Consider the following 26884-nt stretch of genomic DNA (forward strand, 5'->3'; position numbering starts at 1 on the left):
GAGGGCGGCCGAGTAGCTTGCGAAACCGCGACGGGGGATGCGGGGAACCGTCCGCGACGGTCCCCGGCGGCGAACCGAACGCGACGCGGGCGCGCCACGATCAGCAGATCCCGTCGACGCGGTCGGCGTCGTCGACACGGTCGGCGTCGTCTGGGCCCTCCGTCCGTTCGGCGAGCACCTCGCGGAGCACCGTCCGGTGGCTCCGCAGCTCGCCGGAGCGCTCGGGCCCCACGAGCGCCAGGTCCGCGCCGTCGGCCAGGGCCGCACACAGCGAGTCGATCGCGGTACTGGCGTCGGGGTCCGACGCGAGGTGCTCGCGGTAGCGGTCGGCGAAGTCGACGCGGTCCCACGCCGCGTTGTGCGCGCCCGACTCACACAGCCCGTCGATACGGAACGACTCGGCGGCGTCCGCATGGTCGTCCAGGAGCGCCGGCGGCGGGGCCAGCGCCGGACGCGTCTCGTCGACGAGCGCGCGGAGGCGTCCCGGGGGCGACGCCGCGACGCCGATCAGGCGGGCCTCGGGCGGGAAGTCGCCGCCGTCGCGGTCGAGCTCGCCGACGTAGGTGTCGTACAGCGCCACGGGTGGGGGATGACCTCGGCCGGCAAAAAGCGCACCGCCGAGGCCGGGACCGACGACTCGGAGAGAGAAGGCGGGTCAGACGCGTTTCGACCGGGCCTCCCGCACGCTGGCCCCCTCGCGGACCATGTCTTCACAGGAAGGGCACACGCGGACGTCGTTCATCCCTTCCGGAGCGAACACTCGAACGTATCGTTCGGTGACGAACGAACTACAGTTCCTGCACTCCGGCATACGTCAGATAGTTATCGGCTACCGTAGTATGTGTATCGGCCGTCCACGCAAACTACCGCGAACCGAGCCGTCGGGCGCGGCGATGCCGCGCCGTCGTGCCGTCGGGCGCCGACGCAGGTGGGAGGATTTTTGTCTCCGCGTCGGCTACCGGCGCGCATGGCTACAGAAACGGACAACGCCCACGACGACGGGCATCACCTGCCCGCGGTCGAGGACTGGCCGCGCGGCTTCGGGGAGGCCTCCTGGTGGCCGTTCGTCACGGCGCTCGGGGGCGCCGGCATCTACGTCGGCGCGGCGCTGTACCTCATGGCGATCGGCGACCGGAACATCGTCGGTCCGATGGTCGGGCCCGGCGTGCTGGTCGGGAGCATCGGGCTGTTCCTGGTCGGTATCTACGGGTGGATGTACCACGCGTTCGTCACGCACTTCTGGGAGCGCGGCGCCGACGAACACAGCGCGAGCAAGCTCAGGTGGGGGATGATCGCGTTCCTCGGCTCGGAGATCGGCACCTTCAGCGCCGGCTTCACGTACTTCTTCTTCATCCGCTCGCAGGACGCGTGGGCGGAGATCGCGGGCGACCTCCCGCACCTGCTCGGGTCGCTGGTCATCATCAACACGACGATCCTGATCGTCTCGTCGGTGACGCTGCACTTCGCACACGGCGCCATCCGCCGGAATGACCGCGGGAAGTTCCTCGGGTGGCTCGCCGTCACGCTGCTGCTCGGGATCGTGTTCATCGGCGGCCAGGTGTACGAGTACTACGAGTTCATCGTCCACGAGGGCTTCACCCTCACCTCCGGGCTGTTCGGCTCGGCGTTCTACGGCCTCACCGGGCTCCACGGACTGCACGTCTCGATGGGGGCGGTGTTGCTCGCCATCGTGTTCGTCCGCGCCCTGCAGGGACAGTACTCCGCCGACCGCCACGTCTCCGTGACGACCGCCTCGATGTACTGGCACTTCGTCGACGCCGTCTGGATCTTCCTCGTCGTCGCGCTGTACGCCGGCGCCGAGGTCGGCGCGTAATCGACCGCGACCGCTACGCCGATCCCGATTCGCTCGGGTCGTCCTCGTCCTCCGCCGCGAGTCGGATCTCCTCGACCACGCGCCGCTCGCCGTCGACGTACTTGTAGCGGACGCCCGGCTCCTCGTCCTCGGTCGCCCTGTGCGAGCCGTCACAGAACGGGAAGCCGTCGCTGAGCCCGCAGCGACACACCGCGATGTCCCCCTTCTCCTCGTCGATGTCGTCCTCGTCTACTCGGATCGGACCGGTCGCATCGAGCGTGACTTCGCGCACGGCCGGGCTTCGAGTCCGAGGCCCATCACTTCACGGGGGCGGCGGCCGGCGGGACGGACGGGTACGCCCGCCGGGACACGGTCGACGTATCGACGCTTCCGTACCGGTTAACACGGTGCCGCCGCAGGGGGTGGTATGGGAAAGTGGCGACGGCGGACGGCGGCGTACCTCGGTGCGCTCGTCGTCGTCATCCTGGTGTACACGGTCGCGTACCACGAGGCGATGGCGACGTTCGAGGGGCGCGAGCAGACGTACGCTCACTCGCTGCAGGTCGTCGTCGAGACGTTCACCACCACCGGGTTCGGCTCGGACGCCCCGTGGGAGACGACCGAGATGAACCTCCTCGTGGTGGCGATGGACCTGACGGGCGTGCTCCTCATCTTCATGGCGCTGCCGGCGTTCGTGTTCCCGCTGTTCGAGGAGACGCTGTCGACGACGGCCCCCAGGACCGTCGACGACCGCTCCGACCACGTCGTCATCTGCGGACACACGCCCAGGGGGCGCGTGCTCCGCGACGAGCTCGTCGCCCGCGACGTGCCGTACCTGTTCGTCGTCGCCGACGAGGACGAGGCGACCGCCGTCTACGACGGCGGCGAGGAGCACGTGATCCACGGCAACCCCGAGGAGATCGACGCGCTGCGGCGCGCGAACGTCGGGGCGGCGCGGGCGCTCGTCGCCGACGCCGACGACGAGACGAACGCGAGCGTCGTCCTCTCGGCGCGCGAGTGCGTCGACGACGGCGACCTGCGCGTCGTGAGCCTCATCGAGGACGAGGAGGTCGCCGACTACCACCGCTACGCCGGCGCCGACAGCGTCGTCTCCCCGCGGCGCCTGCTCGGGGAGAGCCTCGGGTCGAAGGCGACCGCGAGCGTCGCCGACGAGCTCGGTGACGGCGTCGAGATCGGCGAGGACTTCCAGATCGCGGAGCTGCTGGTTCACCACGGCAGCCCGCTCGTCGGGGAGACGGTCGCCGAGTCGCGGATCGGCGAACGCACCGGCGCGAACGTGCTCGGCGCCTGGGACGACGGCGAGTTCGAGTCGCCGCCCCGACCCGCCCGCGTCATCGACGAGCACACCGTCCTGCTCGTCGTCGGCACCGAACCGGAGTTGGAGTCGCTCAAGGAGCTTACCCTCTCGGAGACCCGCACCCGGCGCCGCGGCTCGGTCGTCGTCGCCGGGTACGGGATGGTCGGCCACAGCGCCGCCGCGGAGATCCGACCGACCGACGAGGTGACCGTCGTCGACCTGGAGGACGCCCCCGGCGTCGACGTGGTGGGCGACGCGACCGACCGCGAGACGCTGGAGACCGCCGGCGTCGACGAGGCTCGGGCGGTCGTGATCGCGCTCGACTCCGACACGACGACCATCTTCGCGACGCTCGCGGTGAAGCAGGTCGCCCCGCAGGTGGAGGTGATCGCCCGCGCGAACGACGTCGAGTCGGTGCCGAAGCTCTACCGCGCGGGCGCCGAGTACGTCCTCTCGCTGTCGACGGTGTCGGGACGCCTGCTCGCCTCCCAGTTGCTCGACGAGGAGGTGCTCCGGCCCGAGACGCAGGTGGACCTCGTCCGGACCCGGGCGCCCCGGCTGGAGGGACGGACGCTCGCGGAGGCGGACGTGCGCGCCGAGACCGGCGTCACCGTCGTCGCCGTCGAGCGCGACGGCGACCTGCTCACCGACATCGGTCCGGACACGAAGCTTATCGCCGGCGACAGGCTCGTCGTCGCGGGGACCGACGACGCCGTCAACCGCTTCAACGAACGGTTCTGCTGAACGGTCACGCGTGGGACGGTCGAATCCGATCCTGCGTACCGACGCCCGTGGGCCGGATACCACCGGTCGCGAGCGTCCCGCCCGCCGGCACCGACGCCTTCCGCCTCCCGAACGCTTTCCCCGCGGACGCACCCACCTCCGCCGATGACCGAACTCGACCTCCCGGCGCTGGGCCTCGGAACCTCCGCGAACGACGACTTCGAGGAGTGTGCCGAGACGGTGAAAGCGGCGCTGGAACTCGGCTACCGCCACGTCGACACCGCGCAGATGTACGACAACGAGGCGGCGGTCGGCGAGGGGATCCGCCGCGCGGACGTGGCCCGCGAGGACGTGGTCGTCGCGACGAAGGTCCACCCCGACAACCTTGCGTACGACGACGCGAAGCGCACCGCCCGCGAGTCGCTGGAGCGGCTCGGCCTCGATTCGGTCGACCTGCTGTACGTCCACTGGCCCACCTCGGCGTACGACCCCGAGGGGACGCTGCGCGCGATGGACGAACTCCGCGAGGCGGGGCTGTGCGACCACGTCGGCCTCTCGAACTTCACGCCCGACCTGCTCGATGAGGCACGGGGGATCCTCGACTCGCCGGTCGTCGCCCACCAGGTCGAGTGCCACCCGCTGTTCCCGCAAGAGGAGTTGCGGGCGTACGCCGTCGAGCACGGTCACTCCCTCGTCGGCTACTCGCCGCTCGGGCGCGGCGAGGCGCTGGACGACCCGCTGCTGACCGAGATCGCCGAGAAGCACGAGACCAGCACCGCCGCGGTCTGTCTCGCGTGGGCGTTCGCCCAGGAGGCGCTCGTGCCCATCCCGAAGGCAACCGGCGACCACGTCCGCGCGAACTTCGATGCACAGGAGCTGGAACTGGACGAGGAGGACCTGGAGCGCATCGCCGAGTACGACGTTCGCGAACGCGTCATCGACCCCGACAGTGCGGCCTGGAACCGGTAGTCGCGCCCGCGGGGGTCAACGATCGGATTCGCCGTCGGAGGCCGGATCGACGGTGCCGCCGGCTGGCGAATCGACGGCGCCGGCGGCGCCGTCGCCGACGCGGTCGTCCCCGCCGGCCGCGGTCGGCGGCGCGGGCGTGGCCGCCGCCGAGGCGGGTCCGGTGACGGACACGTCGCGCTTGGGGTACGGGATCTCGATCCCGGCCTCGGCGAATTCGTCGTGGATCGCGCGGTTGAGCCGGTGGACCGCCTTCGCCCGCCGCGTCGGCGACGACACCCAGCACAGCAGTTCGTACTCCAGCGCCGAGTCGCCGAAGCGCCGGAGGCGACACCGCGGCTTGGGTGAGTCCAACACCAGCTTCTCGGCGACCGCGATGTCGACCAGCAGCCCCTCCAGCGCGTCGAGGTCGGTGCCGTAGGCGACGCCGACGGGCACCCGGACGCGGCGGCGACGCGACGGCGCCGACTGGTTGATCACCTTCGTCGCGTTGAGCACGGAGTTGGGGACCGTGACGAGCACCTCGTCGCGCGTCAGGAGGGTGGTCGAGCGCACGCCGACCTTCACGACGGTGCCGGTCTCGCCGGAGTCCAACTCGACGAAGTCGCCGACGCGGTAGGTGTCGTCGAAGTACAGCGCCACCCCGCCGAAGAAGTTGGCGACGGTGTCCTTGGCGGCGAAGCCTACGGCGATGCCGGCGATGCCCGCGCCCGCCAAAAGCGGCGTCACGTCGATCTCCCAGACGTACAGCACCGTGCCGACCGTGCCGACGGCGACGACGAGCGTCCACACGTTCGAGAGGACGGGCGCGAAGTCGTATCGGGCGCCCTGCTCCTGGAGGTAGTCGACGCCGCGGTTGACCGTCTCGTTGAGTCCCCACGCCCACAGGAGGACGACGATCGTGAGCGCGGGGTCGCCGAAGAACGCCTCCAGCGCCGCCGCCGAGACGGGGACCGCGGCGACGACGCCCTCGATCCGGGTGAGGACGAACACGCCCGCGAGCGCCAGCGAGGCGACCAGCGGGAGGCGAAGCTCCGCGAGCGCGATCTCGTCGAGGCCGGTCTCCGTCCGGGTGACGAGCCGACGGGCAGTCCGGATCACGACGAACTCGGCGACGAACGCGGCGCCCAGCGAGACGACGAGCACCGCCGCGGCCGCCTGCCACGGCGGGAGGGCGTCCAACGAGGCGAGGATATCCATGCGGCCCGAGGGCGACGCCCCGATATATAGCTTCGCTGCGGCCCGAACGTTTGTATCCGAGCGGGCGGGAGTGGGGTGCGTGTACAAACGCGGTCACCTCGGCGTGGCGATGCTGACGCTGGCGCCGATCACCTTCTGGCTGCTGGTCGGCGGCTACCCGGCGTTCGCCGTCCTCGTCGCCGGCACCGTCCTCTATCTCGCGATGCTGCCGGATATGGACCACCGGGTCCCGGGGATCTCCCACCGCGGGCCGACCCACTCGCTGCTGTTCGCGGGCGTCGTGGGCGCGGTCTTCGCGGGCGCCGCCTCGCTCGTCGAGCCGGTGTTCTCGATCGCGGTGCCCGCGGGACTGTCGATGGTCGCGTTCGGCTTCCTGCTGGGGTTCGGCTCGGTCGTCGCGCACCTGCTCGGGGACGTGATCACCCCCGCCGGCGTCAACTTCCTGTGGCCGTACCCGAAGGAGTGGTCGCTGTACCTGACGAACGCCGACTCGACGCTGTGGAACTGGGGGCTGTTCGCCCTCGGCGTGTGCGCCATGGCCGGCGCGGTCGCGCTGGCGGTGCGTGGCGTCCCCGTGTAGGCCCAACACTTTACCCCGGGTCGTCGAACCCTCCTCCATGAGCGAGGAGTCACCCCGACCCGAGCTGCTCGACGACGCCCAGCGACGCTTCCCGGTCCCCGACTACGACGAGGTGCCCGAAGACATCCGCGAGCGCCTCGACGAGGAGACCGAGCGCGCGGGCTTCACGCCGAACGTCATGTCGGCGCTGGCGTACAAACCGAGTCACTTCCGGGCGTTCATGGCGTTCCACGACGCCCTCGTCGACGACACGACCCTCGACCGCGAGGAGGTCGAGATGATCGTCGTCGCCGTCTCCGGGCGGAACAACTGCCTGTACTGCAACGTCGCCCACGGCGCGCTCGTGCGCATCTACGCGGAGGACCCGCACCTCGCGGACCAGCTCGTGTCCAACCACCGCACCGCCGACGTGAGCGACGAGCGCATGGCGATGCTGGAGGTGGCGGTGAAGCTGACCGAGGAGCCGGACGCCGTGACGACCGACGACCTGGACCTGCTGTACGAGGCCGGCTACACGCAGGAGGAGGTGTGGGACATCGGGATGGTCGCCGCCTTCTTCAACCTCTCCAACCGGATGGCGACGTTCGCCGACTGGCGGCCCAACGAGGAGTTCTACGGGATGGGGCGGTAGGGAGGCGGACGGCGAGCGGCGGGCGAACGCCCGTACCGACCGCGGCGGCGTTACGCGGTCGACTCGACCTCGTACTGGTCGGGGACGGCCGCGATCAGGTCCAGCGGGTCGGCGTCGCCCTCGACGACCGCCTCGTCGGCCTCGTGGTCCGCGGTCGCATCCTCGACGCCGTCGACGCCCGAAAGCGCCTCGATCACGTTCGCCTCGCAGCCGCCGCAGGTCATGCCGGTGATCCGCATCGTCGTCGTCATGGGCGGTCGTAGCGGACGGACCGTGATCCCTGTTTCGGTCGAGGAACGAGCGGGCCGGGTTCCGGAACGCGTGTCGGGTTTTGCTTTGGAATGGAAAGTTTTTGCCCCCTGATAGCGGCGGGTTGGAAGGCACAAACCGCATGAGTATGGCCCCCGTAGTACCACGTAATGAGTGAACGACGAACCGTCCGGATAGACGTCGGCGGTATGACCTGCGCCAACTGCGCCGCCACCATCGAGGACGCCGTGGCGGACCTCGACGGCGTCGGCGAGATCAGCGCCAACTACGCCACCGACGAGGCGACCGTGGAGTACGACCCCGAGCGGGTCTCGCTGGCCGAGGTGTTCGAGGCGGTCGAGTCGGCCGGCTACGACCCGATCGCCGAGACGGCGACGGTCGGGATCACCGGGATGACGTGCGCGAACTGCTCGGCCACCATCGAGGACGCCGTCGGCGACCTCCCGGGGGTCGTGCGCGTCGACGCGAACTACGCGACCGACGAGGCGACCGTGCGGTACGCGCCGTCGGCGACGACGCGCGAGGACGTCTACGACGCGATCGAGGCGGCGGGCTACGAGCCGATCCGCGAGGACGGGGCCGGGGGCGCGGACGGCACGGACGACGGCGACGGGCAGTCCGCGGCGGACGCAGCCCGGGACGCCGAACTCGCCCGCCAGCGTCGGCTGACGCTGTTCGGCGCGGCGCTGTCGGCGCCGCTGCTCGCGATGCTCGCGTTCGAGCTGTTCGCGCCCGGCACGCTCCCCGAGGAGATCCCCGGGACCGGGCTGCACATCGGCTGGGTCGCGTTCGCGCTGGCGACGCCCGTGCAGGTGCTGCTTGGCCGGGAGTTCTACGAGAACTCCTACACGGCGCTCGTGGTGAACCGGCGGGCCAACATGGACGTGCTCATCGCGCTGGGGTCGACGACGGCGTACGGCTACTCCGTGATCGCCCTGCTGGGCGTGCTCCCGCAGGCGGGGCTGTACTTCGACACGGCCGCGCTCATCCTCGTGTTCATCACGCTCGGCAACTATCTGGAGGCGCGCTCGAAGTCGCAGGCGGGCGAGGCGATCCGCTCGCTGCTGGAGCTGGAGGCCGACACCGCGACGCTCGTCGAGGACGACGGCACCGAGCGGGAGGTCCCGATCGACGAGGTCGCCGTCGGCGACCGGCTGAAGGTGCGCCCCGGCGAGCGCGTCCCGACCGACGGCGTCGTCCGCGAGGGCGAGTCCGCCGTCGACGAGTCGATGGTGACCGGCGAGTCCGTCCCCGTCGGCAAGGGGCCCGGCGACGAGGTGATCGGCTCGACGGTCAACGAGAACGGCGTGCTCGTGATCGAGGCGACGAAGGTCGGCGAGGAGACGGCGATCCAGCAGATCGTCGAGCGCGTGAAGGAGGCGCAGTCGCGCCAGCCCGACATCCAGCGCGTCGCCGACCGCATCTCGGCGTACTTCGTGCCCGCGGTGATCGTCAACGCCCTCCTGTGGGGGACCGTCTGGTTCTTCGCGCCCGAGACGCTGGCCGGCGTCGTCTCCGCGCTCCCGCTGTGGGGACTCGCGGCCGGCGGGCCCGCCGCCGTCGGCGTGACGGAGTTCGCGGTGCTGGTGTTCGCCTCCGCCGTCCTCATCGCCTGTCCCTGCGCGCTCGGGCTGGCGACGCCGGCGGCGACGATGGTGGGCACGAGCATCGGCGCCCAGCACGGCGTCCTCTTCGAGGGCGGCGACGTGCTCGAACGCGTCCGCGACACCGACGCCGTCGTCTTCGACAAGACGGGTACGCTCACGCGCGGCGAGATGACCCTCACCGACGCCGTCCCCGTCTCCCCGGCGGCGGACGGCGCGGTGTCCGCGGCGGAGGAGGAGGAGGCCGATCGGGGCGACGAAGCGGACGAGGGCGGCGACGCGACCGAGAGCCTGCTCGCGGCCGCGGCGACCGCGGAGAACGGCAGCGAGCACCCGATCGCCGAGGCCGTCGTCGCCGGCGCCCGCGAGCGCGGCGTCGAGCCGGGCGACCTCGACGTGCTCCAGAACGTCTCCGGGAAGGGGATCCGGGCGCGCACCGAGCACGGCACCGTCGTCGTCGGCAAGCCCGCGCTGCTCCGCGAGGAGGACGTCGACCCCGAGCCCGCGATGGAGACGATGCGGGAACTGGAATCGGCGGGGAAGACGGCGATGCTCGTCGCCGTCGACGGCGAGCTGCTCGGGGTGCTGGCGGTCGCCGACGAGGTGCGCGAGTCGGCCGTCGCCGCGGTGGAGGCGCTCCGCGAGCGCGGGATCGCCGTCCACATGATCACCGGCGACAACGAGCGCACCGCCCGCGCGGTCGCCGAGCGCGTCGGCATCGACCCCGAGCGCGTCCGCGCGGGGGTCCTGCCGGAGGACAAGGCCGACGCCGTCGAGTCGATCCAGGCGGACGGCTCGCGGGCGATGATGGTCGGCGACGGCGTCAACGACGCGCCCGCGCTCGCCTCGGCGTTCGTCGGCGTCGCCATCGGCTCGGGCACCGACGTTGCCATCGAGGCCGCCGACGTGACGCTGATGCGCTCGGATCCGGCGGACGTGGTGAAGGCGATCAACGTCTCGGAGGGGACGCTCGCGAAGGTCAAGCAGAACCTCTTCTGGGCGCTCGGCTACAACACCGCGATGATCCCGCTGGCCTCGCTGGGGCTGCTCCAACCGGTCCTCGCTGCCGCCGCGATGGCGTTCTCCAGCGTCTCGGTGCTCGCCAACAGCATGGCGTTCCGGTCGTACGACCCCGACGAGCGCTACCGGCTGCTGGGTCGGTTCCGCTGAGGCCGGTCGGGTCGGTCGTTCCCGCGCCGGCGCCCCCCGTCCCGCCGCGCTACAACACCCCGAGCAGGAAGCCGAGCCCCAGCGTGACGAGCACTATCGCCGACACCGTCGGGAAGTGCTCGGCGTACCGCTCCATGCGGTCCTCGAAGCGTTCGTACCCCGCGACCAGCGCGAGCGTCAGCGCCGTGATCACGACGACGACGGTGCCCGCGTACGCGAGCATCAGTTCGAGACAGTGGTCCGAGCCCGCGCAGATGGCGATGATCTCGAACTCCTCCTCGTGGGCGAACCCGAGCACGAACGCGGAGACGGCGATGCCGTACAGGCCGTCGTCGGCCGAGAGGTCGTGATCGTGGGCGTGGCCGTCGCCGTCGCCGTGGTCGGCGTCATGGGTCCGATCGCCGCCGGCTCCCCCGTCTCCGACGATCGGCAGGGCGGTACGGAGCCGGGCGAGAACGCCACCCCCGTTGTCGTCGCCGGCGGCGTGATCGTGACCGACGCCGCGCCCCGTCGACGCGAGGTCGACCGCCGCGTGGAGCCGACCCGGGCCGTCGTCGACGGCGGCGTGGTCGACCGCCGCGTGGCCGTCGTCCTCGCCGTGGTGACGGTGGTCGTGGTCGGCGGCGTGACCGTGATCGTCGGCGTGTGAGTGACCGTGTTCGGTCCCGTGCGAGTGGCCGTGCCCGCCGCCGCGGTACTCGCGGATCCCGAGCAGTATCAGGAGGACGCCGGCGACGACGCCGATGGGCGAGCCGATCGCGACGCCGGCGACGGTCATCGGCTCGGAGAGCCCGTCGAGCGGGACCTGCGTCTTCACGAGAAAGAACACGCCGACGACCGCGAGACTGGAGATCAGGTGGCCGATACCGATGATCAGGCCGGCGGCGAGGCCCGCGAGCCACGCGTTCGCGCGGTCGAACGCGTACGCGGCGGCGATAGGCCAGCCGTGACCCGGCTCGGCCCCGTGGAGCGCCCCGAGCGCGAGCGATCCCACGAGCAGGCCGGGAGCGACATCGTGAAGCACGACCGAGGGTCGGCGACGCCGACCGAAAACGCCTGTTATGACCCGATCGGGGCGGCCGTAATACCGAAACGCCGAACCGCCGGGGGCGACGAGGGACGGCCATGCGAACGAGCCTGAACGTCCCCGACGACGCCCTCGCGGAGTTCGACGCCGTCGCCGAGGCCGAGGGGTTCGACTCCCGGTCGCGGGCGCTCCGCGAGGCGATGGCCGAGTACGTCGAGCGCCACACGCGGCTTGAGGACGCCGCCGGCGAGGTCGCCGCCGTCGTCGCGTTCGACTACGTCCACGACGAGGTGATCCGCGACCTCCACGGCGTCCAGCACGACTACCAGGACGTGATCACGACCACCTCCCACGTCCATCAGGGCGAGTGGTGTCTGGAGACGGTGTTCTGCCGCGGCGACGCCGACCGCGTGCGCGAACTCGTCTACCGCCTCCGCGACTTCGACGCGGTCCGGCGGGTCCGGGTGCTCTCGCTGGTCGGCGGGGACCGGTAAGCCTCGGAACCGCCCGTCGGTCCGCCCGACTCAGCGCTCGCGGGTGTCGCGGCGGGCTGCCCGCTCGGCCGACTCGCGGTCGGCGACCGTCTCGGCGTCGCGCTCGCGTTCGCGCCTGACCAGCAGGTACAGCACGAACGGCGCCGCGAGCGCGAGCAGCAGGAACGCCGCGAAGGCGATTCCGACGCCGGCCATCTACCCGAGGAACACGTCCACGAGGTCGCTGCCGGCGGAGCCGGTGTCGCGGTACAGCTCCGAGTAGCCGCAGTTCGTGCAGGAGACCACCCGGAAGGAGTTCGTCTGGATGTCGAACATCTTGCTCAGGCCGCCGCCGGTGGTCGATATCGTTCCGACCTCGGCGTCGCCGTGGCCGCACTTGGGACAGCCGTCGTCGCTGTCGATGGAGGGCTCGGATGCCATGCGACGGCGTTCTCCGGGACGCAGAATAAGTCTTGGGCGGGCGGTTCTCGCCGGCGGGGACGGGCTGACCGGCCGTCACCCGTCCCGACGGCGTCGCCGCGTTACTCGCCGAACTTCTCCTTCTCGCGCTCGCGCAGCTCGATCCGGCGGGTCTTGCCCGAGGAGGTCTTGGGCAGCTCGTCGACGTACTCGACCCGGCGGGGGTACTTGTACGGCGCCGTCTCCTCCTTCATGTAGTCCTGCAGCTCGTCGGTCAGCTCGTCGCTCCCCTCGTAGCCGTCGGCGAGGACGACGTACGCCTTTACCACGTCGCCGCGCTCCTCGTGGGGGGAGCCGACCGCGGCCGCCTCCGCGACCGCCTCGTGGGAGACGAGCGCGTCCTCGACCTCGAACGGGCCGATGCGGTAGCCCGCCGAGAGGATGATGTCGTCGGCGCGGCCCTCGAAGAAGAAGTACCCGTCCTCGTCCTCGCGGGCCAGGTCGCCCGTGCGGTAGTACTCGCCCGAGAACGTCTTGTCGTCCAACTCGGGCTTCTCGTAGTACTGCTCGAAGATGCCCGAATTGCCCACGGGCACCGCGATCTCGCCGATCTCGCCGGGCTCGACTTCCTCCTCCTCCTGGGTGCCGATGATGGTGGTGCCGAGGCCGGGCGTCGGCTTGCCCATCGACCCCTCCTTCACGTCGATGCCGGGGTAGTTGGAGACGAGACACACCGTCTCGGTCTGCCCGTAGCCGTCGCGCGGGGTGATGCCGTAGGCGTCCTGCAGCGCCTCGATCGGCTCGCGGTTGAGCGGCTCGCCCGCCGACAGCGCCTCCGTCAGCGGCAGGTCGTACTGGCTCAGGTCGGTCTGCGTGAACATCCGGTACTGCGTCGGCACGGCACACAGGCGGGTGACGCCCTCGTCCTCCATCACCGAAAGGAACTCGTCGGCGTCGAACTCGCCCTCGTACAGCAGCTGGCTCGCGCCCGTGGTGATGCCGACGCCGACGGGCGACCAGAACCACTTCGCCCAGCCGGTGCCGGTCGTCGCCCACAGCAGCTCCTCGTCCAGGTCGAGGTCGTCGTCGACCACGCCCGGCGCCTCCGTCCCCTCGGCGGTGACGCCCCACCAGTAGGGGGCGTTCACGAGCTCGAACGCGCGCATCCAGCGGTGCTTGTGGAGGACGGGCTTGGGCTGGCCGGTGGTGCCGGAGGTGTAGTTGATGCTCATCGGGTCCTGTGCGCCCACGTCGGGGGCGTCGTGTTCCGTCTCCCGGCCCGCGAGCAGGTCGTCGAACGCGTGCCAGCCGTCGGGGCTCCCGTCCACCGCGATCAGGGTGTCGACGGGCGTCTCCTCGACGATCGGCTCGACCATGTCCACGAGCGACTCGTGGGCGACGACGGTCGTCGCCTCGCAGTCGTTCGCGCGGAACTGGAGGTCCTTCGGCTTGAGCATCTCCGAACAGGGGACGACCAGCGCGCCACGCTTGAGCACGCCCAGCTGGATCGCGAACACGTCCGGGTGCCGCGGGAGCAGGTGCATCACGCGGTCGCCCTCGCCGACGCCCAGCTCCTCGAGGGCGTTGGCGAAGCGGTTCATGTCGCCGTGGATGTCCGAGTACGTCCGCTCGGCCCTCGTTCCCTCGTCGTCGAGGAACGTGACGGCGACGCGGTCGCCGAACGCCTCCGCGTGGCCCTCGATCACCGACGGGAGGGTGTAGTCGTCGGGGATGTCCCACTCGAAGTCGTCGACGGCGGTGTCGTAGTCGACCGGCATACGCGGACCGTGGACAGTATAGGGAATAATCGTTTGGGTACCGTTGGCAGTCCCCGGCATCGGCGTCCCGTCGGCAGGAACGACGGGAGGCCATCGACGGATCGCGACCCGCCTCGCCACCCGGGTTTTTGTCGCCGCCCGACGACCCGACGAGCATGGAGTACACCACCCTCGGCGACACGGGGATGACCGTCTCGCGGATCTGTCTGGGCTGTATGAGCTTCGGCGACCCCGACTGGCGCGACTGGGTGCTCGACGAGGAGGCGGGAACCGAGCTCGTCGAGCGCGCGATCGAGCTGGGGGTGAACTTCTTCGACACCGCCAACATGTACTCCGACGGCGCCTCAGAGCGCGTGCTCGGCGACGCGCTCGCGGAGTACGACCGCGACGAGTTCGTCGTCGCGACGAAGGGCTACTTCCGAATGCGCGAGGACGACCCGAACTCCGGCGGCCTCTCCCGGAAGGCGATCCAACAGGAGCTGGACAACTCGCTGGACCGCCTCGGCATGGAGACGGTCGACCTGTACCAGACGCACCGATACGACGACGACACGCCGATCGAGGCGACGGTGCGGGCGCTCGACGAGGCCGTCCGCGACCGCAAGGCGCGCTACGTCGGCGCCTCCTCGATGTGGGCCCACCAGTTCGCCGACGCCCTCCACACGGCCGACCGGCTCGGGCTGGAGCGGTACGCCACCATGCAGAACCACTACAACCTGCTGTACCGCGAGGAGGAGCGCGAGATGCTCCCGCTGTGTGAGCGCGAGGGGATCGGCGTGATCCCGTGGTCGCCGCTGGCGCGCGGGTGGCTCGCCCGCCCGGTCGACGAGCTCGACGCGACGACTCGCGGCGAAAGCGAGGAACACGCACGGCGGCACCCATACCTGGAGGGCGGCGGCGAGGAGATCAACGCCCGCGTCGAGAAGCTGGCCGACGAGAAGGGCGTGAAGATGGCCCAGATCGCCCTCGCGTGGCTGTTCGAGCAGGACGCCGTCGACGCGCCCATCGTCGGGACGACGAGCGTCGAGCACCTGGAGGACGCCGTCGAGGCGCTCGACATCTCGCTGTCCGCCTCGGACATGGCGTACCTGGAGGAGCCGTACGAACCCGTCCGCGTCTCCGGCCACGAGTAGGACCCGGACGGAGAGACGGATTCGGAGGCGAAGACGGATCCGGGAGGGAAACCGATCACCGCGAACGGTCCGACGGGGGCCGACCGATATTTATTCACTTCGATATTCGATAAACATTCCGTTGGTTCATAATAGTTCACAAATACTTATTGTGTATTAATCCAGGGTCCATGGTATGCCACGACACGGACGGCGGACCTTCCTGAAGGTGAGCGGCGGCGTACTCGGCGGCCTCCTGGCGGGCTCGACGGTCACCGCGGCCGAGCGGACCGACCGGTACGTCGTGAAGACGAAGGGGAAGAAGACACCGACGGACCTGGAGGTCGTCCACGACCTCTCGGAGATCGGCTACGCGGTCGTCCGCGCCAGCGAGTCGGACGTGAAGCGGTCGAAGGCGGTGAAGTCGTTCGCGCCCGACGTGGAACTCGACGTGTCCGACCCGACGGTACGGACGCGGGCGTACGAGGGCGACGCCGAGGACGACGACCTGTACCCGTACCAGTGGGACAAGCAGGCGCTGGACGTGCCGACGGCCCACGAGACGACGAAGGGGGAGGGGACCCGCGTCGCGATCATCGACTCCGGCGTCGACGCGAGCCACCCGGACCTCGTCGTCAACGAGGAGCTGTCGCGCGATTTCACCGGCGACGGTCTCGGCGCGGGCGTCCCCGGCGGCGGCGACCACGGGACCCACGTCGCCGGGATCGCAGCCGCACAGACCGCCGGCACGACCGGCGTGGCGGGCACCGCGCCGGCGACGGACCTCGTCGACTACCGGGTGTTCTCCGAGTTCGGGGGCACCAACGGGTCGTTCGCGACCATCGTCGCTGCGGTCCTCCGGGCGGTCGAGGACGGCTGTGACGTGGCGAACCTCTCGCTGGGCGCGTATCCGATCCCGAGACAGGGGCTCGGGAGCTTCTACGGCGGCGTCCTCAACAAGGCGATGACGTACGCCAACAAGGAGGGAACGCTGCTGGTGGTCGCCGCCGGGAACGACTCGGCTGACCTCCAGCACGACAAGAACCTCATCAGCCTCCCGAACGAGGGTGCGCAGGCGCTGTCGGTCGCCGCGACCGGGCCGATCGGCTTCGCGGACGCCCTGGTCGCCGGGGAGGAGCTCGAATCGCCCCCCGAGAGCCCCGCGTTCTACACGAACTACGGGACCAACGCGGTCGATCTCGGCGCCCCCGGCGGCGACGCGGACACCTCGCTGACCGACCCGGTCGGCGGCGTCCCCGCGTACGCCTACGACCTGGTGTTCAACACGGTCACGACCGTGCTGACCGACGACGACGGCAACTACGCCGGCTCCGTTCCCGGGTACGGCTGGAAGGCCGGCACGTCGATGGCGGCGCCGAACGTCGCGGGCGCGGCCGCGCTCGTCAAGAGCGCGAACCCCGAATACGACGCCAACCAGGTCGAGAGCGCGCTCCGCCGGGCCGCCGCGGTCCCCGACGGCTACGACAAGACGTACTACGGGGCCGGCTTCTTGAACGTCGTCGACGCGCTGTGAGCGTCGAGAGGGCGGGAGCGACGGGGCGATCCGAGAACTGACCGGCGCCGATGTTTCTCCGTTGCCGGGGGCATGCTTCGTGGCGATCTGCATCCCATGGGCGACCGGCATACCGCGGGCGACCGGCATACCGCGGGCGACCGGCATCGAGTGGGAGATCCGCCGCACGGTCGACGGGTCAGCGGAACCGGTGCCACAGGCCGGAACGGGCCGGTTATGCGCCCTACAACTAACTGGTATCCACTGTGACACCATCGCCATGGCGCTCGTGGAGACGGCGACGTTCGAGTGCGGCGGCTGCGGCACCTGCGCACCGTCGACGCGGATCGACTACGACCGACTCGGGTATCCGATCTGCCCCGAGTGCGGTCGGGCCACCGGCCCGCTCGCCCGACACGTTCGGTCCCGGTCGCGTCGGCGTCGGCGTGTCACCCACTGAACCGGGCCACGCAGCCGACGCCGAACCGGATCCGTCGCGTCGGCGTGAGCGAACGCGCCGGACACGCCCCGCCCCGAGGGTCGGCCGCTGCGTTGACGATGCGGGGTCCCCAAGACGGACCTATGCCCTGGAGCGATGTCGAGACGCCCGAACGGTACGACGAGTGGGAGCGCGCGGACGGGTACGCGACGCTGCGCGTGCGCGAACACCCGGACGGCAGCTACGTCGTCCGGCTCGACCGGCTCGAACAGGCGCCGGACGGCCGCGGCTACCGGCGCGAACGTGTCGACGACCGCGAGCGCGCCGACGACCTCGTCGCCGAGTGGAAGGCGGCGTTCGACCTTCAGGAGGCGTGAGCGGCCCGGCCGGGGAGGCGGTCACTCCTCGTCGCTTTGGAACCGGCGCGTCGTCTCGACCAGCGGATGGCGCGCGTAGTCCATCACCTCGATGTCCGTGATCGACCGGAGCCCCTCCTTGCGGGCCGTCCGCTCCATGCCGAGCTCGACGTGGTCGGCGATCACGATGACGTACGCGTCCATCTCCTCGATCCCGAGGCGGTGGGCGGCCATCACGCGGTGGTGGCCGTCCGCGAGCACGAGCGTGCCGTCGTCCTCGAGTTCGCCGCTCGCGCTCGGGTTGTCGATGACGACCAGCGGCTCGGCGAGGCCGCGCTCCAGCTCGTAGCGCCGCCCCTCCAGCTCGTCGGCGTACACCCGCGCCTGCGTCGGGAGGAGCTCCGAAAGCGGGATCTCCCGACGCTCCTCGGTGGTGGAGACCCCGTGGATCTCCTCGAGCGTGCGCATCAGCTTCCCAACCTTCTCGGGGGTCGCGCGCTCGATCTGCGAGCGGATCACGTCGGTGTTTGAGATGATGCCGACGAGGTTGCCCGCGTCGTCGACGACCGGCAGCTTCTGGATGCCCGACCGGAGGATGACCCGGGCGGCGTCGTTGATGTCCATCTCCGGGTGCGCGACGATGATGTCGTCGCTCATCACGGTGAAGATCGGCGCGTCGCGGTCGGCCGAAAGCAGGTCGCGCGCGGAGATGAACCCCACCACGGTCCGCCCGTCGGTGACGGGGAAGCCGTTGTGGTTGCTGTCGAGGATCCGCTCGACGGCCTCGCCGACCGTGTCGTCGGGCGACACCGTCGCCACGTCCCGGGTCATGTACCCCTTGACCGCGGGGGTCGACAGCTCGCTCGTGGCGTCGCTCATCGGTACGTCGTGCGGTTCGACCGGGCGCGGGGTAAGCGTTCGCGTTCCTCCCGCCGCGTGCGTCCCCGGCGCGTCAGTCCTCGTCGGGGAACGAGAGGACGCGGTCGGTCGCGTGCCGTGGCGCTTTCGGCGCGTCCTCGAGCGTCTCGAAGAACCGCTCGGCGACCATGTCGCGGACGATCTCGGTCAGCGACTCCGTCGAGTCGTCGCTCACGTCCGCGAGGATCCCGAGCGGGAGCTGCGCGCCCGCCATGTCGGCGTGGCCGCCGGCCGACCCCATCTGATCGAGGGCGTCGCGCAGCGTCTCGCCCAGGTCCAGGTCCGCGCCGCGGGTCCGCCCCGACGCGTAGACGACGCCGTCGCGGTAGCCGTACACGAGGGTGGTGTTGACGCCCTCCATGTCCAGCAAGCGTTCGGCCGCCTGCGCGAGCGCGTCGCGGTCGGCGATCTCCCCGACGCAGGAGGCGACGACCGACCCGCGCCGCTCGCGCGCCTCGATGGCGCGCGCGAGCACGTCCAACACCTCGGGCGTGATGCTCGGCGACTCCACCCGGTCGAGGATCCCCGAGTCCGCGTGCGCCAGCAGCGACGCCGCGGCGTCGAAGTCCGCCTCGCTCACCTCGCGGGTGAAGTCCTTCGTGTCGATCCGAATGCCGTACAGCAGCGCGGTCGCCACCTGCGTGTCCGGCGTCACCCCGAACCGGTCGAGGTACTCGGCCATGAGCGTGGAGGTCGCGCCCACGTCGTCGCGCAGGTCGACGAACGCGGCGTCGATCGGCTCGCGCGGCGGGTGGTGGTCGACGACGACGACGGGCTCGATCCCCGTCGGCAACGAGTCGTTGACGCCCGGGCGCGAGTGGTCGACGAGCGCGAACCCGGCGAACTCCTCGCGGGGGTCCACCTCGGGATCGAGTTGCCGCATGTCGATCTCGAGGAGGTTGACGAGCGCGCGGTTCTCCTGATGGGAGATGTCGCCGTAGTAGCACGCCTCGGCGTCGACGCCGGCGAAGCGCGCGATCCGCACCAGCGCGACCGCCGAGGCGATGGCGTCGGGGTCGGGGTTGTCGTGGGCGACGACCGCGAGCGTCCCGTCGACGGAACGGAGCGTGCGAACCAGCCCGCGGAGCCGGTCGGCGGTCGTCCCCGTCGCCACGTCGAGCACGCGGTCGGCGACGACGCCGATCGGGTCGATGACGCGGTCGGCCAGCCCCCGCAACGCCTTGAGGTCCGCCTCCGTCGCGTCGTCGCCGGCGTACGCGACGACGATCGCGTCGGGGAACCGCTCGCGTGCGTGGTCGGCGGCGGTGAGATTGGCCGTCGCGGACGCGCCGGCGACGACCACGAGGTCGGCGTGGTCCGGATAGTTATCCGGGTCGCACGGGTCGGCCTCCAGCGCGGCGACGTGTTCGTCGCGCAACGCGGAGGCCCGCCCGCTGTCGTCGGTGATCACGTGGAGGTCGCCGGACCTGCCGGTCAACGAGTCGACGATATCGTTGCCGACGGTCCCGCAGCCGAGCACCAGCCGACGCATTACAGGGGACGGTCGGCCCGGACCGGCAAAACCCTGCCGTCCTCCGACTCCGCGACCCGTGGTCGTCCCCGTCGCCGGCCACAGTGAACCGTATTGTCGTCCTCGTCCCCGTCGCCGGCGGCGGCGACCGTCGGGACCGTCGACGGTGTGGCCGTCGCTCGACGGGACCCGAACTCGACCTATCGAAAAACCGATCCGACCTCGGCGGCCGGGCCGTTACGGGATAATCGTCGTCGCGACCGACTGGGCCGTCTCGATGACCGGCGCGAAGCCGGGCAGCAGCAGCAGTGTCGCGACGGCGGCGAACACGACCGCGGCGTACAGCGCCGTCGGCGTCGAGCCGAGCTCGAACTCGCCGACCGCGTCGTCGAGCCACAGCGCCTTCACGACGCGGCTGTAGTAGAACAGCGACAGCGCGCTGTTGACGGCCCCGACGGCCGCGAGCCACCAGAAGCCGGCGTCGATCGCGCCCATGAACAGGAAGTACTTCGAGAAGAACCCGCCGAACGGGGGCAGCCCCGCCAGCGAGAACATGAACACGGACATGGCGACCGACGCCATCGGCGCCCGGCTCGCCAGCCCCGCGTAGTCGTCGAATGTCCGGCCGATCTCCCAGTGTTCCGCGAGCGCGACGAACAGGAACGCGCCGGTGTTCATGAAGCCGTACACGAGCAGGTGCGCCATCGACGCGCCGATCACGTCGCCGCCGGCGCCGCCGGTGAAGGCGGCCAGGCCGATGAGCGCGTAGCCCGCGTGCCCGATCGAGGAGTACGCGAGCATGCGCTTGACCTCCTCCTGGGTCGCGGCGGCGAAGTTCCCGAGCGTCATCGTGACGACCGCGAGCACCTGGAACAGGAGCACCCAGTCGATGCCGGCGTCCAGCGGGAAGCCGACGACGAACACGCGGAACGCGAGCGCGAAACCGGCCGCCTTCGAGGCCGACGAGAGGAACGCCGAGACGGGCGCGGGCGCGCCCTCGTACGCCTCCGGCGCCCAGAAGTGGAACGGGACGGAGGCGGTCTTGAACGCGAACCCGCCGGCGACCATCAGGATGCCGACGGCCGCGACGCCGGTGAGCCCCTCGACGCCGCCCGCGAGCGCGTCGTACACGTCCGGCAGCAGGAGGCTCCCGGTCGCGGCGTACACCAGCGAGATGCCGAACGCGAACACCGACGACGACAGCGCGCCGATGAGGAAGTACTTCAGCCCCGCCTCGACGCTGCCGGCGTTCCGCTTGAGGAACGCCACCAGCGCGTAGGACGGCAGCGAGGCGAGTTCCAGCGCGATGAACGCCACGGCCAGGGAGTTGGCCGCCGCCATCAGCGCCATCCCGGTCGCCGCGAACAGCACCAGCGAGTAGAACTCCGCCCGGTACGGGTGGTCGCTGAGGTAGTCGTAGCTCGCGACCACGACGAGCGCGGTCACGGAGGCGAACACGGCCTGGAAGAACAGCGCCATGCCGTCGACGACGAGCGCGTCGCCGAACAGCGCGATGGCGCCGCCGGTGCCCGCCTGCCCGGTTCCGGCCGAGAGGAACCAGCCGGCGAACCCGAGCGACGCGAGCGACCCGACGGTCGCGATGCCGGCCAACAGCGCCGGCCGGGAGTCGTCGGGGTCGATACTGTCGACGGCGATCAGCACGAGGCCGGTCGCCGCGAGCGCCAGCGCCGGCGCGAGCGCGGTCCAGGAGGGGAGCTGGTCGGCCTGCAGGAGCACGGGATCCATCAGGCACCACCCCCGACGACCGCGACCACCGGCTCGATCGCGTCAGTGATCATCTCGAAGAAGATGTTCGGCGCGACGCCGAGCGCGATGGTGCAAAGCAGCAGCACCGCCAGCGGCGCCACGTCGTGGAAGTGCGCGCGGCGCACCTCGTAGTCCGTCTCCAGGGAGAACTCCCCGAACAGCGTGCGCTGCATCGCGAACAGGAGGTAGCCGGCCACGATGACGATGCCGAACATCGACGCCGCCGTGAACAGCGGCGCCGACGGGATCACCGTCGAGGCGAACGCCCCCTGGAAGATGAAGTACTCGGCCGCGAAGCCGGCCATGAGCGGCAGGCCCATGTAGCCGAACGCGCCGGCGACGAGGATGCCCACCGTCACGGGCATCCGGTCGGCCATCCCGGACATGTCGCCCACCATGCGCGTGTGGGTGACGTTGTAGATGACGCCGACCGCCATGAACATCAGCCCGGAGATGAGCCCGTGGGCGACCATCTGGAACGTCGCGCCGCCGATCCCGAGGCCCGTGTACGCGATGAGCCCGAGGATGACGTACCCCATCGACGAGACGGAGGAGTACGCGACGATGCGCTTGAGATCCTGCTGTGCCAGCGCGAGCATCGCGCCGTAGATGACCGAGACGACGGCGACCGCGGCGATGACCGTTGCGACGAGCGGCCGCGTCGCCACGTCCGGCAGCATGGTGAAGTTGAACCGAAGCAGGGCGTACGTCCCCATCTTCAGGAGGACGCCCGCCAGCATCACCGACACCGGCGTCGGCGCCTCGACGTGGGCGTCAGGCAGCCAGGTGTGGAACGGGACGACGGGCACCTTCACCGCGAAGCCCGCGAACATGGCCGCGAAGGCGGCCAGCTTCAGCGTCGCCGGATCGAGCCCGACGAAGCTACTCAACTCCCCGGCCTGCAACGACTGCGTGATCTCCGGCAGCCCGAAGGAGCCGACGGGGAGGTTGAACACCAGCGCCATGAACGCGATGAACATCGCGAGGCTGGCGATGTTCGTGTAGACGAAGAACTTGATCGCGGCGTACTTCCGGCGCGGGCCGCCCCACACGCCGATGAGGAAGTACATCGGGACCAGCACGGCCTCCCAGAAGACGAACCACAGGAAGAAGTCGAGCGCGGTGAACACGCCCAGCAGGTTCGCCTCCATGAACAGCATCAGGCCGTAGAACTGCGACTGGCGCGTGTCGATGGGCGTCCACGCCGACACGATCGCCAGCGAGGACAGCACCGTCGAGAGGACGACCAGCGGGAGGCTGATACCGTCGACGCCGACGAACCACTGGAGGTCGTAGCCGGCGACCGTCAGCCAGTCGAGCTGCGTTTCGTAGGCGATGCTCCCGGCCATGAGCGCGTTCCCGCCGGCGTCGAAGCCGGCCCACATGTACAGGCTCCCGACGACCGGCAGGAGGCTCAGCGCGAACGCGAGCTTCCCCGCGTACCTGTCGGGCGCCAGCATGACGACCAGCGCGGCGAGGAACGTGACTCCGATGAGTGCTTCGATTATCACAGTAACCACCCCCCGAGAACCCCGAAGACGACGAGCAGCGCCGTCAGCCCCAGCGTCACCAGCGCGGCGTAGTTACTCACGACGCCGGTCTGGATGCGCCGGATGCGCGAGCCGGAGAACAGGCTCACGCTGGAGACGGCGTTCACGGCGCCGTCGACGACGCCCTGGTCGAAGGTGTCCGCGGCGCGGGCGAGGGGGAGCACGACCCGGTTCGCGAGGTACACCTGATACTCGTCCTGGTAGTAGTTGTCGTACAGCAGGTCCTTCACGGAGCCGAGCTTGTCGGTGTGCTCGACGGGCTCGGGAACCGCGTACAGGCGGTAGGCGAGCCCCAGGCCCAGCAGCGCCAGCCCGAGCGACACCGCCGCGCCCAGCAGAACCGTCGTCACCTCGCTGCCCGCGAGATACACCGAGGAGTACGGGTCGATCTCGCCGTAGTGGTGGACCGTCAGGTCGGTAAAGCCGCCGTCGAGCCACGCATGTAGGAAGTCCACATGCGCGCCCGTGAGGGTGCGGACCGGCGCGAGGTTGACCGCGCCCGCGACCGTCGCGAGCACGCCGAGCACCGCGAGCGGCCCCTTCACGTTCCAGCGGACCGACTCGGGCGACTCCGCCTCCTCGGTGCGGGCGTCGCCGTGGAAGGTGAGGAACACCATCCGGAAGGTGTAGAACGCGGTGACGGGTACCGCCAGCAGGCCGAAGACGTAGCCGAGCAGCAGGAGCGGCTGCCCGGCCAGCCCGTGGACCAGCGAGTAGTAGAGGACCTCGTCCTTCGACCAGAAGCCGGCGAACGGGAAGATTCCCGCCAGCGCCAGCGACCCGGCGAGGAACGAGTAGTACGTCACGGGCATCTCGTCCTTGAGCCCGCCCATGTCCCACATGTTCTCGTTGTGGTGCATCGCGAGGATGACCGAGCCGGCGCCGAGGAACAGCAGCGCCTTGAAGAACGCGTGGGTGAGCAGGTGGAACGTCGCGGCCACGTAGCCGCCCGCGCCCAGCGCGAGCATCATGTAGCCGTACTGCGAGATAGTGGAGTACGCGAGCACCTGCTTCAGCTCGCGCTTCACGATGCCCATCGTCCCGGCGAACAGCGCCGTGAAGCCGCCGACGAGGGCGATGACGCCCAGCGCCGTCGGCGAGACGGCGTAGAAGCCGTACATCCGGGCGACGAGGTAGACGCCGGCGGCTACCATCGTCGCCGCGTGGATGAGCGCCGAGACCGGCGTCGGGCCCTCCATCGCGTCGGGGAGCCACGTGTGCAGCGGGAACTGCGCGGACTTGCCGATCACGCCGCCGAGCACGAGCAGGCCGACGACGGTGAACCACGCCTCGGTGCCGAGCCCGAGGAACGTGTTCGCCGCGAACTCGCCCGCGAGCGCCTGTTCGGCCAGCACCGGGAAGGCGTTCTCCCCGGCGAACTGCGCGGTGCCGAACGTCGCGAACACGGCGACGACGCCGATCAGGAAGAAGTAGTCGCCGAACCGGGTGACGAGGAACGCCTTCTTCGCGGCCGACGGTGGGCCGGGCTCGCGGAAGTGGAAGCCGATGAGGAGGTACGAACACAGCCCCACCAGCTCGAAGAACATGAACGCCATCAGGAGGTTGTCGGCCACGACGAACCCGAGCATGGACGCCGTGAACAGGCCGAGCCCGGCGTAGTAGCGCGGGAGGCCGGTCTGGCCGTCGTCGTTCATGTAGCCGAGCGAGAACACGTGCACCAGCAGGGCGATGAGCGTCACGATGACGAGCATCATCGACGACAGCGGGTCGATGAGCAGGCCGAACGTCAGCTCGATCCCCTCCGTGCCCGGCACCGCGCCGGCGGCCCACGTGTAGATCGTTTCGTCGTACACCTCGCCCCCCGCCACGGCGGCGGCCATCGCGACCGACAGCACCAGCGACCCCGCGGTCGCCGCGATGCCGGGGATGGCGCCGCCCTTCGGGAGCAGGTCACGCCCCGAGAGGGCCGTCCCGAGCGCGATCAGGAACGAGAGGAACGGGAGCAGTACGATGGCCGGCCCGAAGTCGAAGATTCCTGCCATATGTTACCACCTCATCGTCGTCGCTTCGGTCACGTCGATCTCCTTGAAGTTGCGGTACAGCACGAGGATGATCCCGATACCGATGGCGACCTCGGCGGCCGCCAGCGCCATCGTGAACAGGCCGAACGTCTGGCCCGTCACGTTCCCCCAGTAGTAGGAGAACGCGACGAGGTTGATGTTGGCCGCGTTGAGCATCAGCTCGACCGACATCAGGAACAACAGCGCGTTCCGGCGCGTCAACAGCCCGAACACGCCGATACAGAAGACGGCGGCCGCCAGGAGCAGGTAGTACTGCGGCGGCACCATCAGTCCTCACCCCCCCGGAGCTTGTCGCGGATCTCCCGTCCGCCGTCGGTGAGCACCCCCCCGATGCCGCCGTCCTCGTCGCGCTTCGCGAGGAACACCGCCCCGTCGATCGCGACGTCGAGCACGATCGCGATGAGGACGAACGCCACGACGAAGCCCTCGCCCGAGACGACCGTCCCGGAGATGGCTCCCGTGTCGACGTTGAACATCGCGTAGCCGATGCTCGCGGTGATCGAGGCACCCTCGGGGAACCCGGCGGGCTCCCCGAAGGAGGCCTGCAGGAACACGACCGCGAGGACGGCGAACAGCGCGACGGCCGCCAGGCCGGGAAGCAGGTGCCCCCCGAGCTTCAGCCGCGGTCGCGAGCCGGCGTCGCTCACGCGTCGCTCACCCCGAGTTGCTCCGGTTCAGCCTCCCTGCGCACCAGCATCACGGCGAACGTGATGAGGATCAGGACCCCGCCCACGTAGACGAGGATCTGCATGGCGGCCAGCAGCTCCGCCTGCAACATCACGTAGTGCACCGCGACGCTGAGCAGCGCGGCCCCGAGGAGGAGTGCGGAGTGCCACACGTCCTCGACGAGCACCACGCCCAAACTGCTCCCCACGGTGACGAGGGCGAACAGCGCGAACGCGATAGTCTCTACAACCATTACGGGACACTCCCGCCGGAGTCCGTTTGAAGGTTTCGAGAACGTTTGCGCGTGTGGGTGCGCGTGTGCGAGTTCCGTCGGGTCTCGGCCGGATCGCTTTTATATGCGATCACGGGCGGCACCGATCCCCGGATCCGTCCTGGGTGCCCTCGCCCGACGAGGAGTCCGCGCGCCCCGATCGGCTCTCGGATCGGTACACGCCGGACCGCCGAGGGGGCGGGATCCGGCCGCGCGCGCAACGTGGGAGTCGCGGCCGAGCGGAACGGGACGAGACGAACGCCCCGGTCACACCGGCAGCTACCGAGTCAGCGAACGAACGGGTGGAGAACCCGAGAACGTCGAACCGCGGCGGTCCGACGGTTACTGGTAGTCGATCTCGCCGTCGCCCTCGCCGATCCAGGCGCCCCGGTCGGGCTCGCGCGACGCGAGCGGGTCGATCCCCTTGTACCAGGGGACGTTCTTCAGCTGCTCCTTGTTGTAGACGAACTCGTCTTTCGTGTCGGCGGTGAACTCGAAGTTCTGCGTCAGCAGGATCGCGTCCACCGGACACACCTCCTCACACAGCCGGCAGTAGATGCACTGGCCGATGTGGAGGTTGTACTGTTCGCCGTTGCGCTGGTCGTCCTGCACGATCTGGATCGTGTCGTTCGGACAGACGTTCTCACACTGGCGGCACCAGATGCACCGCTCCTGGGAGAACTTGTGTACCCCGCGGAACCTGGGGCTCACTTCGGGCGCGACGTCCGGGTACTCGACCGTGAACGTCTTGCCGTCCAGCGCGTGCTTCATCGTCGTCGCCATTCCTTTGAGTAGTCCGATCATGG

Annotated in this window: 28 protein-coding genes; 10 read left to right on the plus strand and 18 right to left on the minus strand. The window is 70.1% G+C overall.

Features of this window, described 5'->3' with window-relative positions:
• Window positions 1-100: 100 nt before the first annotated feature.
• Window positions 101-580, minus strand: a complete 480-nt coding sequence (locus tag K6T50_RS05980; RefSeq protein WP_222608484.1) for a DUF488 family protein, N3 subclade — start codon at window positions 578-580, stop codon at window positions 101-103.
• Window positions 581-655: 75 nt separating this feature from the next.
• On the minus strand, window positions 656-811 hold the full coding sequence (locus K6T50_RS19260) for a DUF7563 family protein (protein WP_425601398.1): 156 nt from the start codon (window positions 809-811) through the stop codon (window positions 656-658).
• A 156-nt stretch (window positions 812-967) separates the two neighbouring features.
• Between K6T50_RS19260 and K6T50_RS05985 the strand changes: the two genes are divergently transcribed.
• Window positions 968-1834, plus strand: a complete 867-nt coding sequence (locus K6T50_RS05985) for a cytochrome c oxidase subunit 3 (RefSeq protein ID WP_222608485.1) — start codon at window positions 968-970, stop codon at window positions 1832-1834.
• Between the two features lie 13 nt (window positions 1835-1847).
• Here K6T50_RS05985 and K6T50_RS05990 read toward each other — a convergent pair whose 3' ends face one another.
• Window positions 1848-2105, minus strand: coding sequence for a CDGSH iron-sulfur domain-containing protein (locus K6T50_RS05990; protein ID WP_222608486.1), 258 nt, complete (start codon window positions 2103-2105; stop codon window positions 1848-1850).
• Between the two features lie 135 nt (window positions 2106-2240).
• Here K6T50_RS05990 and K6T50_RS05995 point away from each other — a divergent pair, with 135 nt between their 5' ends.
• Together K6T50_RS05995 and K6T50_RS06000 are read left to right on the plus strand one after the other, a co-directional pair.
• Complete coding sequence (locus K6T50_RS05995) at window positions 2241-3875, plus strand: potassium channel family protein (RefSeq protein WP_222608487.1); 1635 nt, start codon at window positions 2241-2243, stop codon at window positions 3873-3875.
• Window positions 3876-4019: 144 nt separating this feature from the next.
• A complete protein-coding gene (locus K6T50_RS06000; protein ID WP_222608488.1) occupies window positions 4020-4823 on the plus strand; it encodes an aldo/keto reductase in 804 nt (267 codons plus the stop codon).
• A gap of 15 nt (window positions 4824-4838) precedes the next feature.
• Here K6T50_RS06000 and K6T50_RS06005 read toward each other — a convergent pair whose 3' ends face one another.
• The gene (locus tag K6T50_RS06005) at window positions 4839-6020 is read right to left on the minus strand and encodes a mechanosensitive ion channel family protein (RefSeq protein WP_222608489.1); all 1182 of its coding nucleotides are present in this window, start codon (window positions 6018-6020) and stop codon (window positions 4839-4841) included.
• Window positions 6021-6099: 79 nt separating this feature from the next.
• Here K6T50_RS06005 and K6T50_RS06010 point away from each other — a divergent pair, with 79 nt between their 5' ends.
• Together K6T50_RS06010 and K6T50_RS06015 are read left to right on the plus strand one after the other, a co-directional pair.
• Window positions 6100-6600 carry a metal-dependent hydrolase gene (locus tag K6T50_RS06010; protein WP_222608490.1) on the plus strand — a complete coding sequence of 167 codons (501 nt, stop codon included), beginning with the start codon at window positions 6100-6102 and terminating at the stop codon, window positions 6598-6600.
• A 37-nt stretch (window positions 6601-6637) separates the two neighbouring features.
• Complete coding sequence (locus tag K6T50_RS06015; RefSeq protein WP_345778655.1) at window positions 6638-7231, plus strand: peroxidase-related enzyme; 594 nt, start codon at window positions 6638-6640, stop codon at window positions 7229-7231.
• Between the two features lie 50 nt (window positions 7232-7281).
• On the opposite strand, the gene K6T50_RS06020 is transcribed toward K6T50_RS06015, so the two are convergent.
• Complete coding sequence (locus K6T50_RS06020; RefSeq protein WP_222608491.1) at window positions 7282-7482, minus strand: heavy-metal-associated domain-containing protein; 201 nt, start codon at window positions 7480-7482, stop codon at window positions 7282-7284.
• A 168-nt stretch (window positions 7483-7650) separates the two neighbouring features.
• On the opposite strand from K6T50_RS06020, the gene K6T50_RS06025 reads away from it, so the two are divergent.
• The gene (locus K6T50_RS06025; protein WP_222608492.1) at window positions 7651-10275 is read left to right on the plus strand and encodes a heavy metal translocating P-type ATPase; all 2625 of its coding nucleotides are present in this window, start codon (window positions 7651-7653) and stop codon (window positions 10273-10275) included.
• Between the two features lie 49 nt (window positions 10276-10324).
• Here the strand turns inward: K6T50_RS06025 and K6T50_RS06030 are convergent, their stop codons facing one another.
• Window positions 10325-11299 (minus strand): hypothetical protein, encoded by a 975-nt coding sequence (locus K6T50_RS06030; protein ID WP_222608493.1) that lies wholly within the window; start codon window positions 11297-11299, stop codon window positions 10325-10327.
• Window positions 11300-11400: 101 nt separating this feature from the next.
• Here K6T50_RS06030 and K6T50_RS06035 point away from each other — a divergent pair, with 101 nt between their 5' ends.
• A complete protein-coding gene (locus K6T50_RS06035; RefSeq protein ID WP_222608494.1) occupies window positions 11401-11796 on the plus strand; it encodes a CopG family ribbon-helix-helix protein in 396 nt (131 codons plus the stop codon).
• 30 nt (window positions 11797-11826) lie between these two features.
• Here K6T50_RS06035 and K6T50_RS06040 read toward each other — a convergent pair whose 3' ends face one another.
• From K6T50_RS06040 to K6T50_RS06050, 3 genes are all read right to left on the minus strand, one after another.
• The gene (locus K6T50_RS06040; RefSeq protein ID WP_222608495.1) at window positions 11827-11991 is read right to left on the minus strand and encodes a DUF8143 family protein; all 165 of its coding nucleotides are present in this window, start codon (window positions 11989-11991) and stop codon (window positions 11827-11829) included.
• Complete coding sequence (locus tag K6T50_RS06045; protein WP_222608496.1) at window positions 11992-12216, minus strand: zinc ribbon domain-containing protein; 225 nt, start codon at window positions 12214-12216, stop codon at window positions 11992-11994. It lies immediately after the preceding gene.
• 101 nt (window positions 12217-12317) lie between these two features.
• Window positions 12318-13973, minus strand: coding sequence for an acetate--CoA ligase (locus tag K6T50_RS06050; protein ID WP_222608497.1), 1656 nt, complete (start codon window positions 13971-13973; stop codon window positions 12318-12320).
• A 155-nt stretch (window positions 13974-14128) separates the two neighbouring features.
• Here K6T50_RS06050 and K6T50_RS06055 point away from each other — a divergent pair, with 155 nt between their 5' ends.
• From K6T50_RS06055 to K6T50_RS06065, 3 genes are all read left to right on the plus strand, one after another.
• Window positions 14129-15106, plus strand: a complete 978-nt coding sequence (locus K6T50_RS06055) for an aldo/keto reductase (RefSeq protein ID WP_222608498.1) — start codon at window positions 14129-14131, stop codon at window positions 15104-15106.
• Between the two features lie 175 nt (window positions 15107-15281).
• Window positions 15282-16619: a S8 family serine peptidase gene (locus tag K6T50_RS06060; RefSeq protein ID WP_222608499.1), complete on the plus strand. Its 1338-nt coding sequence runs from the start codon at window positions 15282-15284 to the stop codon at window positions 16617-16619.
• A 561-nt stretch (window positions 16620-17180) separates the two neighbouring features.
• Complete coding sequence (locus K6T50_RS06065) at window positions 17181-17414, plus strand: DUF7543 family protein (RefSeq protein ID WP_222608500.1); 234 nt, start codon at window positions 17181-17183, stop codon at window positions 17412-17414.
• A 21-nt stretch (window positions 17415-17435) separates the two neighbouring features.
• Here K6T50_RS06065 and K6T50_RS06070 read toward each other — a convergent pair whose 3' ends face one another.
• From K6T50_RS06070 to K6T50_RS06110, 9 genes are all read right to left on the minus strand, one after another.
• Window positions 17436-18272, minus strand: a complete 837-nt coding sequence (locus K6T50_RS06070; protein ID WP_225935381.1) for a CBS domain-containing protein — start codon at window positions 18270-18272, stop codon at window positions 17436-17438.
• 73 nt (window positions 18273-18345) lie between these two features.
• A complete protein-coding gene (locus K6T50_RS06075) occupies window positions 18346-19803 on the minus strand; it encodes a DHH family phosphoesterase (RefSeq protein WP_222608501.1) in 1458 nt (485 codons plus the stop codon).
• 216 nt (window positions 19804-20019) lie between these two features.
• A complete protein-coding gene (locus K6T50_RS06080; RefSeq protein WP_222608502.1) occupies window positions 20020-21528 on the minus strand; it encodes an NADH-quinone oxidoreductase subunit N in 1509 nt (502 codons plus the stop codon).
• Window positions 21528-23060: a complex I subunit 4 family protein gene (locus K6T50_RS06085; RefSeq protein WP_222608503.1), complete on the minus strand. Its 1533-nt coding sequence runs from the start codon at window positions 23058-23060 to the stop codon at window positions 21528-21530. The genes K6T50_RS06080 and K6T50_RS06085 overlap by 1 nt, the downstream gene beginning before the upstream one ends.
• Window positions 23057-25102: an NADH-quinone oxidoreductase subunit L gene (nuoL, locus tag K6T50_RS06090; RefSeq protein ID WP_222608504.1), complete on the minus strand. Its 2046-nt coding sequence runs from the start codon at window positions 25100-25102 to the stop codon at window positions 23057-23059. Before nuoL ends, K6T50_RS06085 begins: the two co-directional genes overlap by 4 nt.
• A gap of 3 nt (window positions 25103-25105) precedes the next feature.
• A complete protein-coding gene (nuoK, locus tag K6T50_RS06095) occupies window positions 25106-25408 on the minus strand; it encodes an NADH-quinone oxidoreductase subunit NuoK (protein WP_222608505.1) in 303 nt (100 codons plus the stop codon).
• The gene (locus K6T50_RS06100; protein ID WP_222608506.1) at window positions 25408-25788 is read right to left on the minus strand and encodes a proton-conducting membrane transporter; all 381 of its coding nucleotides are present in this window, start codon (window positions 25786-25788) and stop codon (window positions 25408-25410) included. Before K6T50_RS06100 ends, nuoK begins: the two co-directional genes overlap by 1 nt.
• Complete coding sequence (locus K6T50_RS06105) at window positions 25785-26060, minus strand: NADH-quinone oxidoreductase subunit J (protein ID WP_222608507.1); 276 nt, start codon at window positions 26058-26060, stop codon at window positions 25785-25787. Before K6T50_RS06105 ends, K6T50_RS06100 begins: the two co-directional genes overlap by 4 nt.
• 360 nt (window positions 26061-26420) lie before the next feature.
• Window positions 26421-26882, minus strand: coding sequence for a NuoI/complex I 23 kDa subunit family protein (locus tag K6T50_RS06110; RefSeq protein ID WP_222608508.1), 462 nt, complete (start codon window positions 26880-26882; stop codon window positions 26421-26423).
• Window positions 26883-26884 lie beyond the last annotated feature (2 nt).

The sequence above is a fragment of the Halobaculum magnesiiphilum genome (assembly GCF_019823105.1).
GTDB classification, from domain to species: domain Archaea; phylum Halobacteriota; class Halobacteria; order Halobacteriales; family Haloferacaceae; genus Halobaculum; species Halobaculum magnesiiphilum.

Bases quoted from the DNA above. Each gene is read 5' to 3' on its own strand.
- K6T50_RS19260 (WP_425601398.1), bottom strand. From the start codon at position 811: ATGCCGGAGTGCAGGAACTGTAGTTCGTTCGTCACCGAACGATACGTT.
- K6T50_RS05985 (WP_222608485.1), top strand. From the start codon at position 968: ATGGCTACAGAAACGGACAACGCCCACGACGACGGGCATCACCTGCCC.
- K6T50_RS05995 (WP_222608487.1), top strand. From the start codon at position 2,241: ATGGGAAAGTGGCGACGGCGGACGGCGGCGTACCTCGGTGCGCTCGTC.
- K6T50_RS06000 (WP_222608488.1), top strand. From the start codon at position 4,020: ATGACCGAACTCGACCTCCCGGCGCTGGGCCTCGGAACCTCCGCGAAC.
- K6T50_RS06005 (WP_222608489.1), bottom strand. From the start codon at position 6,020: ATGGATATCCTCGCCTCGTTGGACGCCCTCCCGCCGTGGCAGGCGGCC.
- K6T50_RS06015 (WP_345778655.1), top strand. From the start codon at position 6,638: ATGAGCGAGGAGTCACCCCGACCCGAGCTGCTCGACGACGCCCAGCGA.
- K6T50_RS06020 (WP_222608491.1), bottom strand. From the start codon at position 7,482: ATGACGACGACGATGCGGATCACCGGCATGACCTGCGGCGGCTGCGAG.
- K6T50_RS06025 (WP_222608492.1), top strand. From the start codon at position 7,651: ATGAGTGAACGACGAACCGTCCGGATAGACGTCGGCGGTATGACCTGC.
- K6T50_RS06035 (WP_222608494.1), top strand. From the start codon at position 11,401: ATGCGAACGAGCCTGAACGTCCCCGACGACGCCCTCGCGGAGTTCGAC.
- K6T50_RS06040 (WP_222608495.1), bottom strand. From the start codon at position 11,991: ATGGCCGGCGTCGGAATCGCCTTCGCGGCGTTCCTGCTGCTCGCGCTC.
- K6T50_RS06045 (WP_222608496.1), bottom strand. From the start codon at position 12,216: ATGGCATCCGAGCCCTCCATCGACAGCGACGACGGCTGTCCCAAGTGC.
- K6T50_RS06050 (WP_222608497.1), bottom strand. From the start codon at position 13,973: ATGCCGGTCGACTACGACACCGCCGTCGACGACTTCGAGTGGGACATC.
- K6T50_RS06055 (WP_222608498.1), top strand. From the start codon at position 14,129: ATGGAGTACACCACCCTCGGCGACACGGGGATGACCGTCTCGCGGATC.
- K6T50_RS06060 (WP_222608499.1), top strand. From the start codon at position 15,282: ATGCCACGACACGGACGGCGGACCTTCCTGAAGGTGAGCGGCGGCGTA.
- K6T50_RS06065 (WP_222608500.1), top strand. From the start codon at position 17,181: ATGCCCTGGAGCGATGTCGAGACGCCCGAACGGTACGACGAGTGGGAG.
- K6T50_RS06070 (WP_225935381.1), bottom strand. From the start codon at position 18,272: ATGAGCGACGCCACGAGCGAGCTGTCGACCCCCGCGGTCAAGGGGTAC.
- K6T50_RS06075 (WP_222608501.1), bottom strand. From the start codon at position 19,803: ATGCGTCGGCTGGTGCTCGGCTGCGGGACCGTCGGCAACGATATCGTC.
- K6T50_RS06080 (WP_222608502.1), bottom strand. From the start codon at position 21,528: ATGGATCCCGTGCTCCTGCAGGCCGACCAGCTCCCCTCCTGGACCGCG.
- nuoL (WP_222608504.1), bottom strand. From the start codon at position 25,102: ATGGCAGGAATCTTCGACTTCGGGCCGGCCATCGTACTGCTCCCGTTC.
- nuoK (WP_222608505.1), bottom strand. From the start codon at position 25,408: ATGGTGCCGCCGCAGTACTACCTGCTCCTGGCGGCCGCCGTCTTCTGT.
- K6T50_RS06105 (WP_222608507.1), bottom strand. From the start codon at position 26,060: ATGGTTGTAGAGACTATCGCGTTCGCGCTGTTCGCCCTCGTCACCGTG.
- K6T50_RS06110 (WP_222608508.1), bottom strand. From the start codon at position 26,882: ATGATCGGACTACTCAAAGGAATGGCGACGACGATGAAGCACGCGCTG.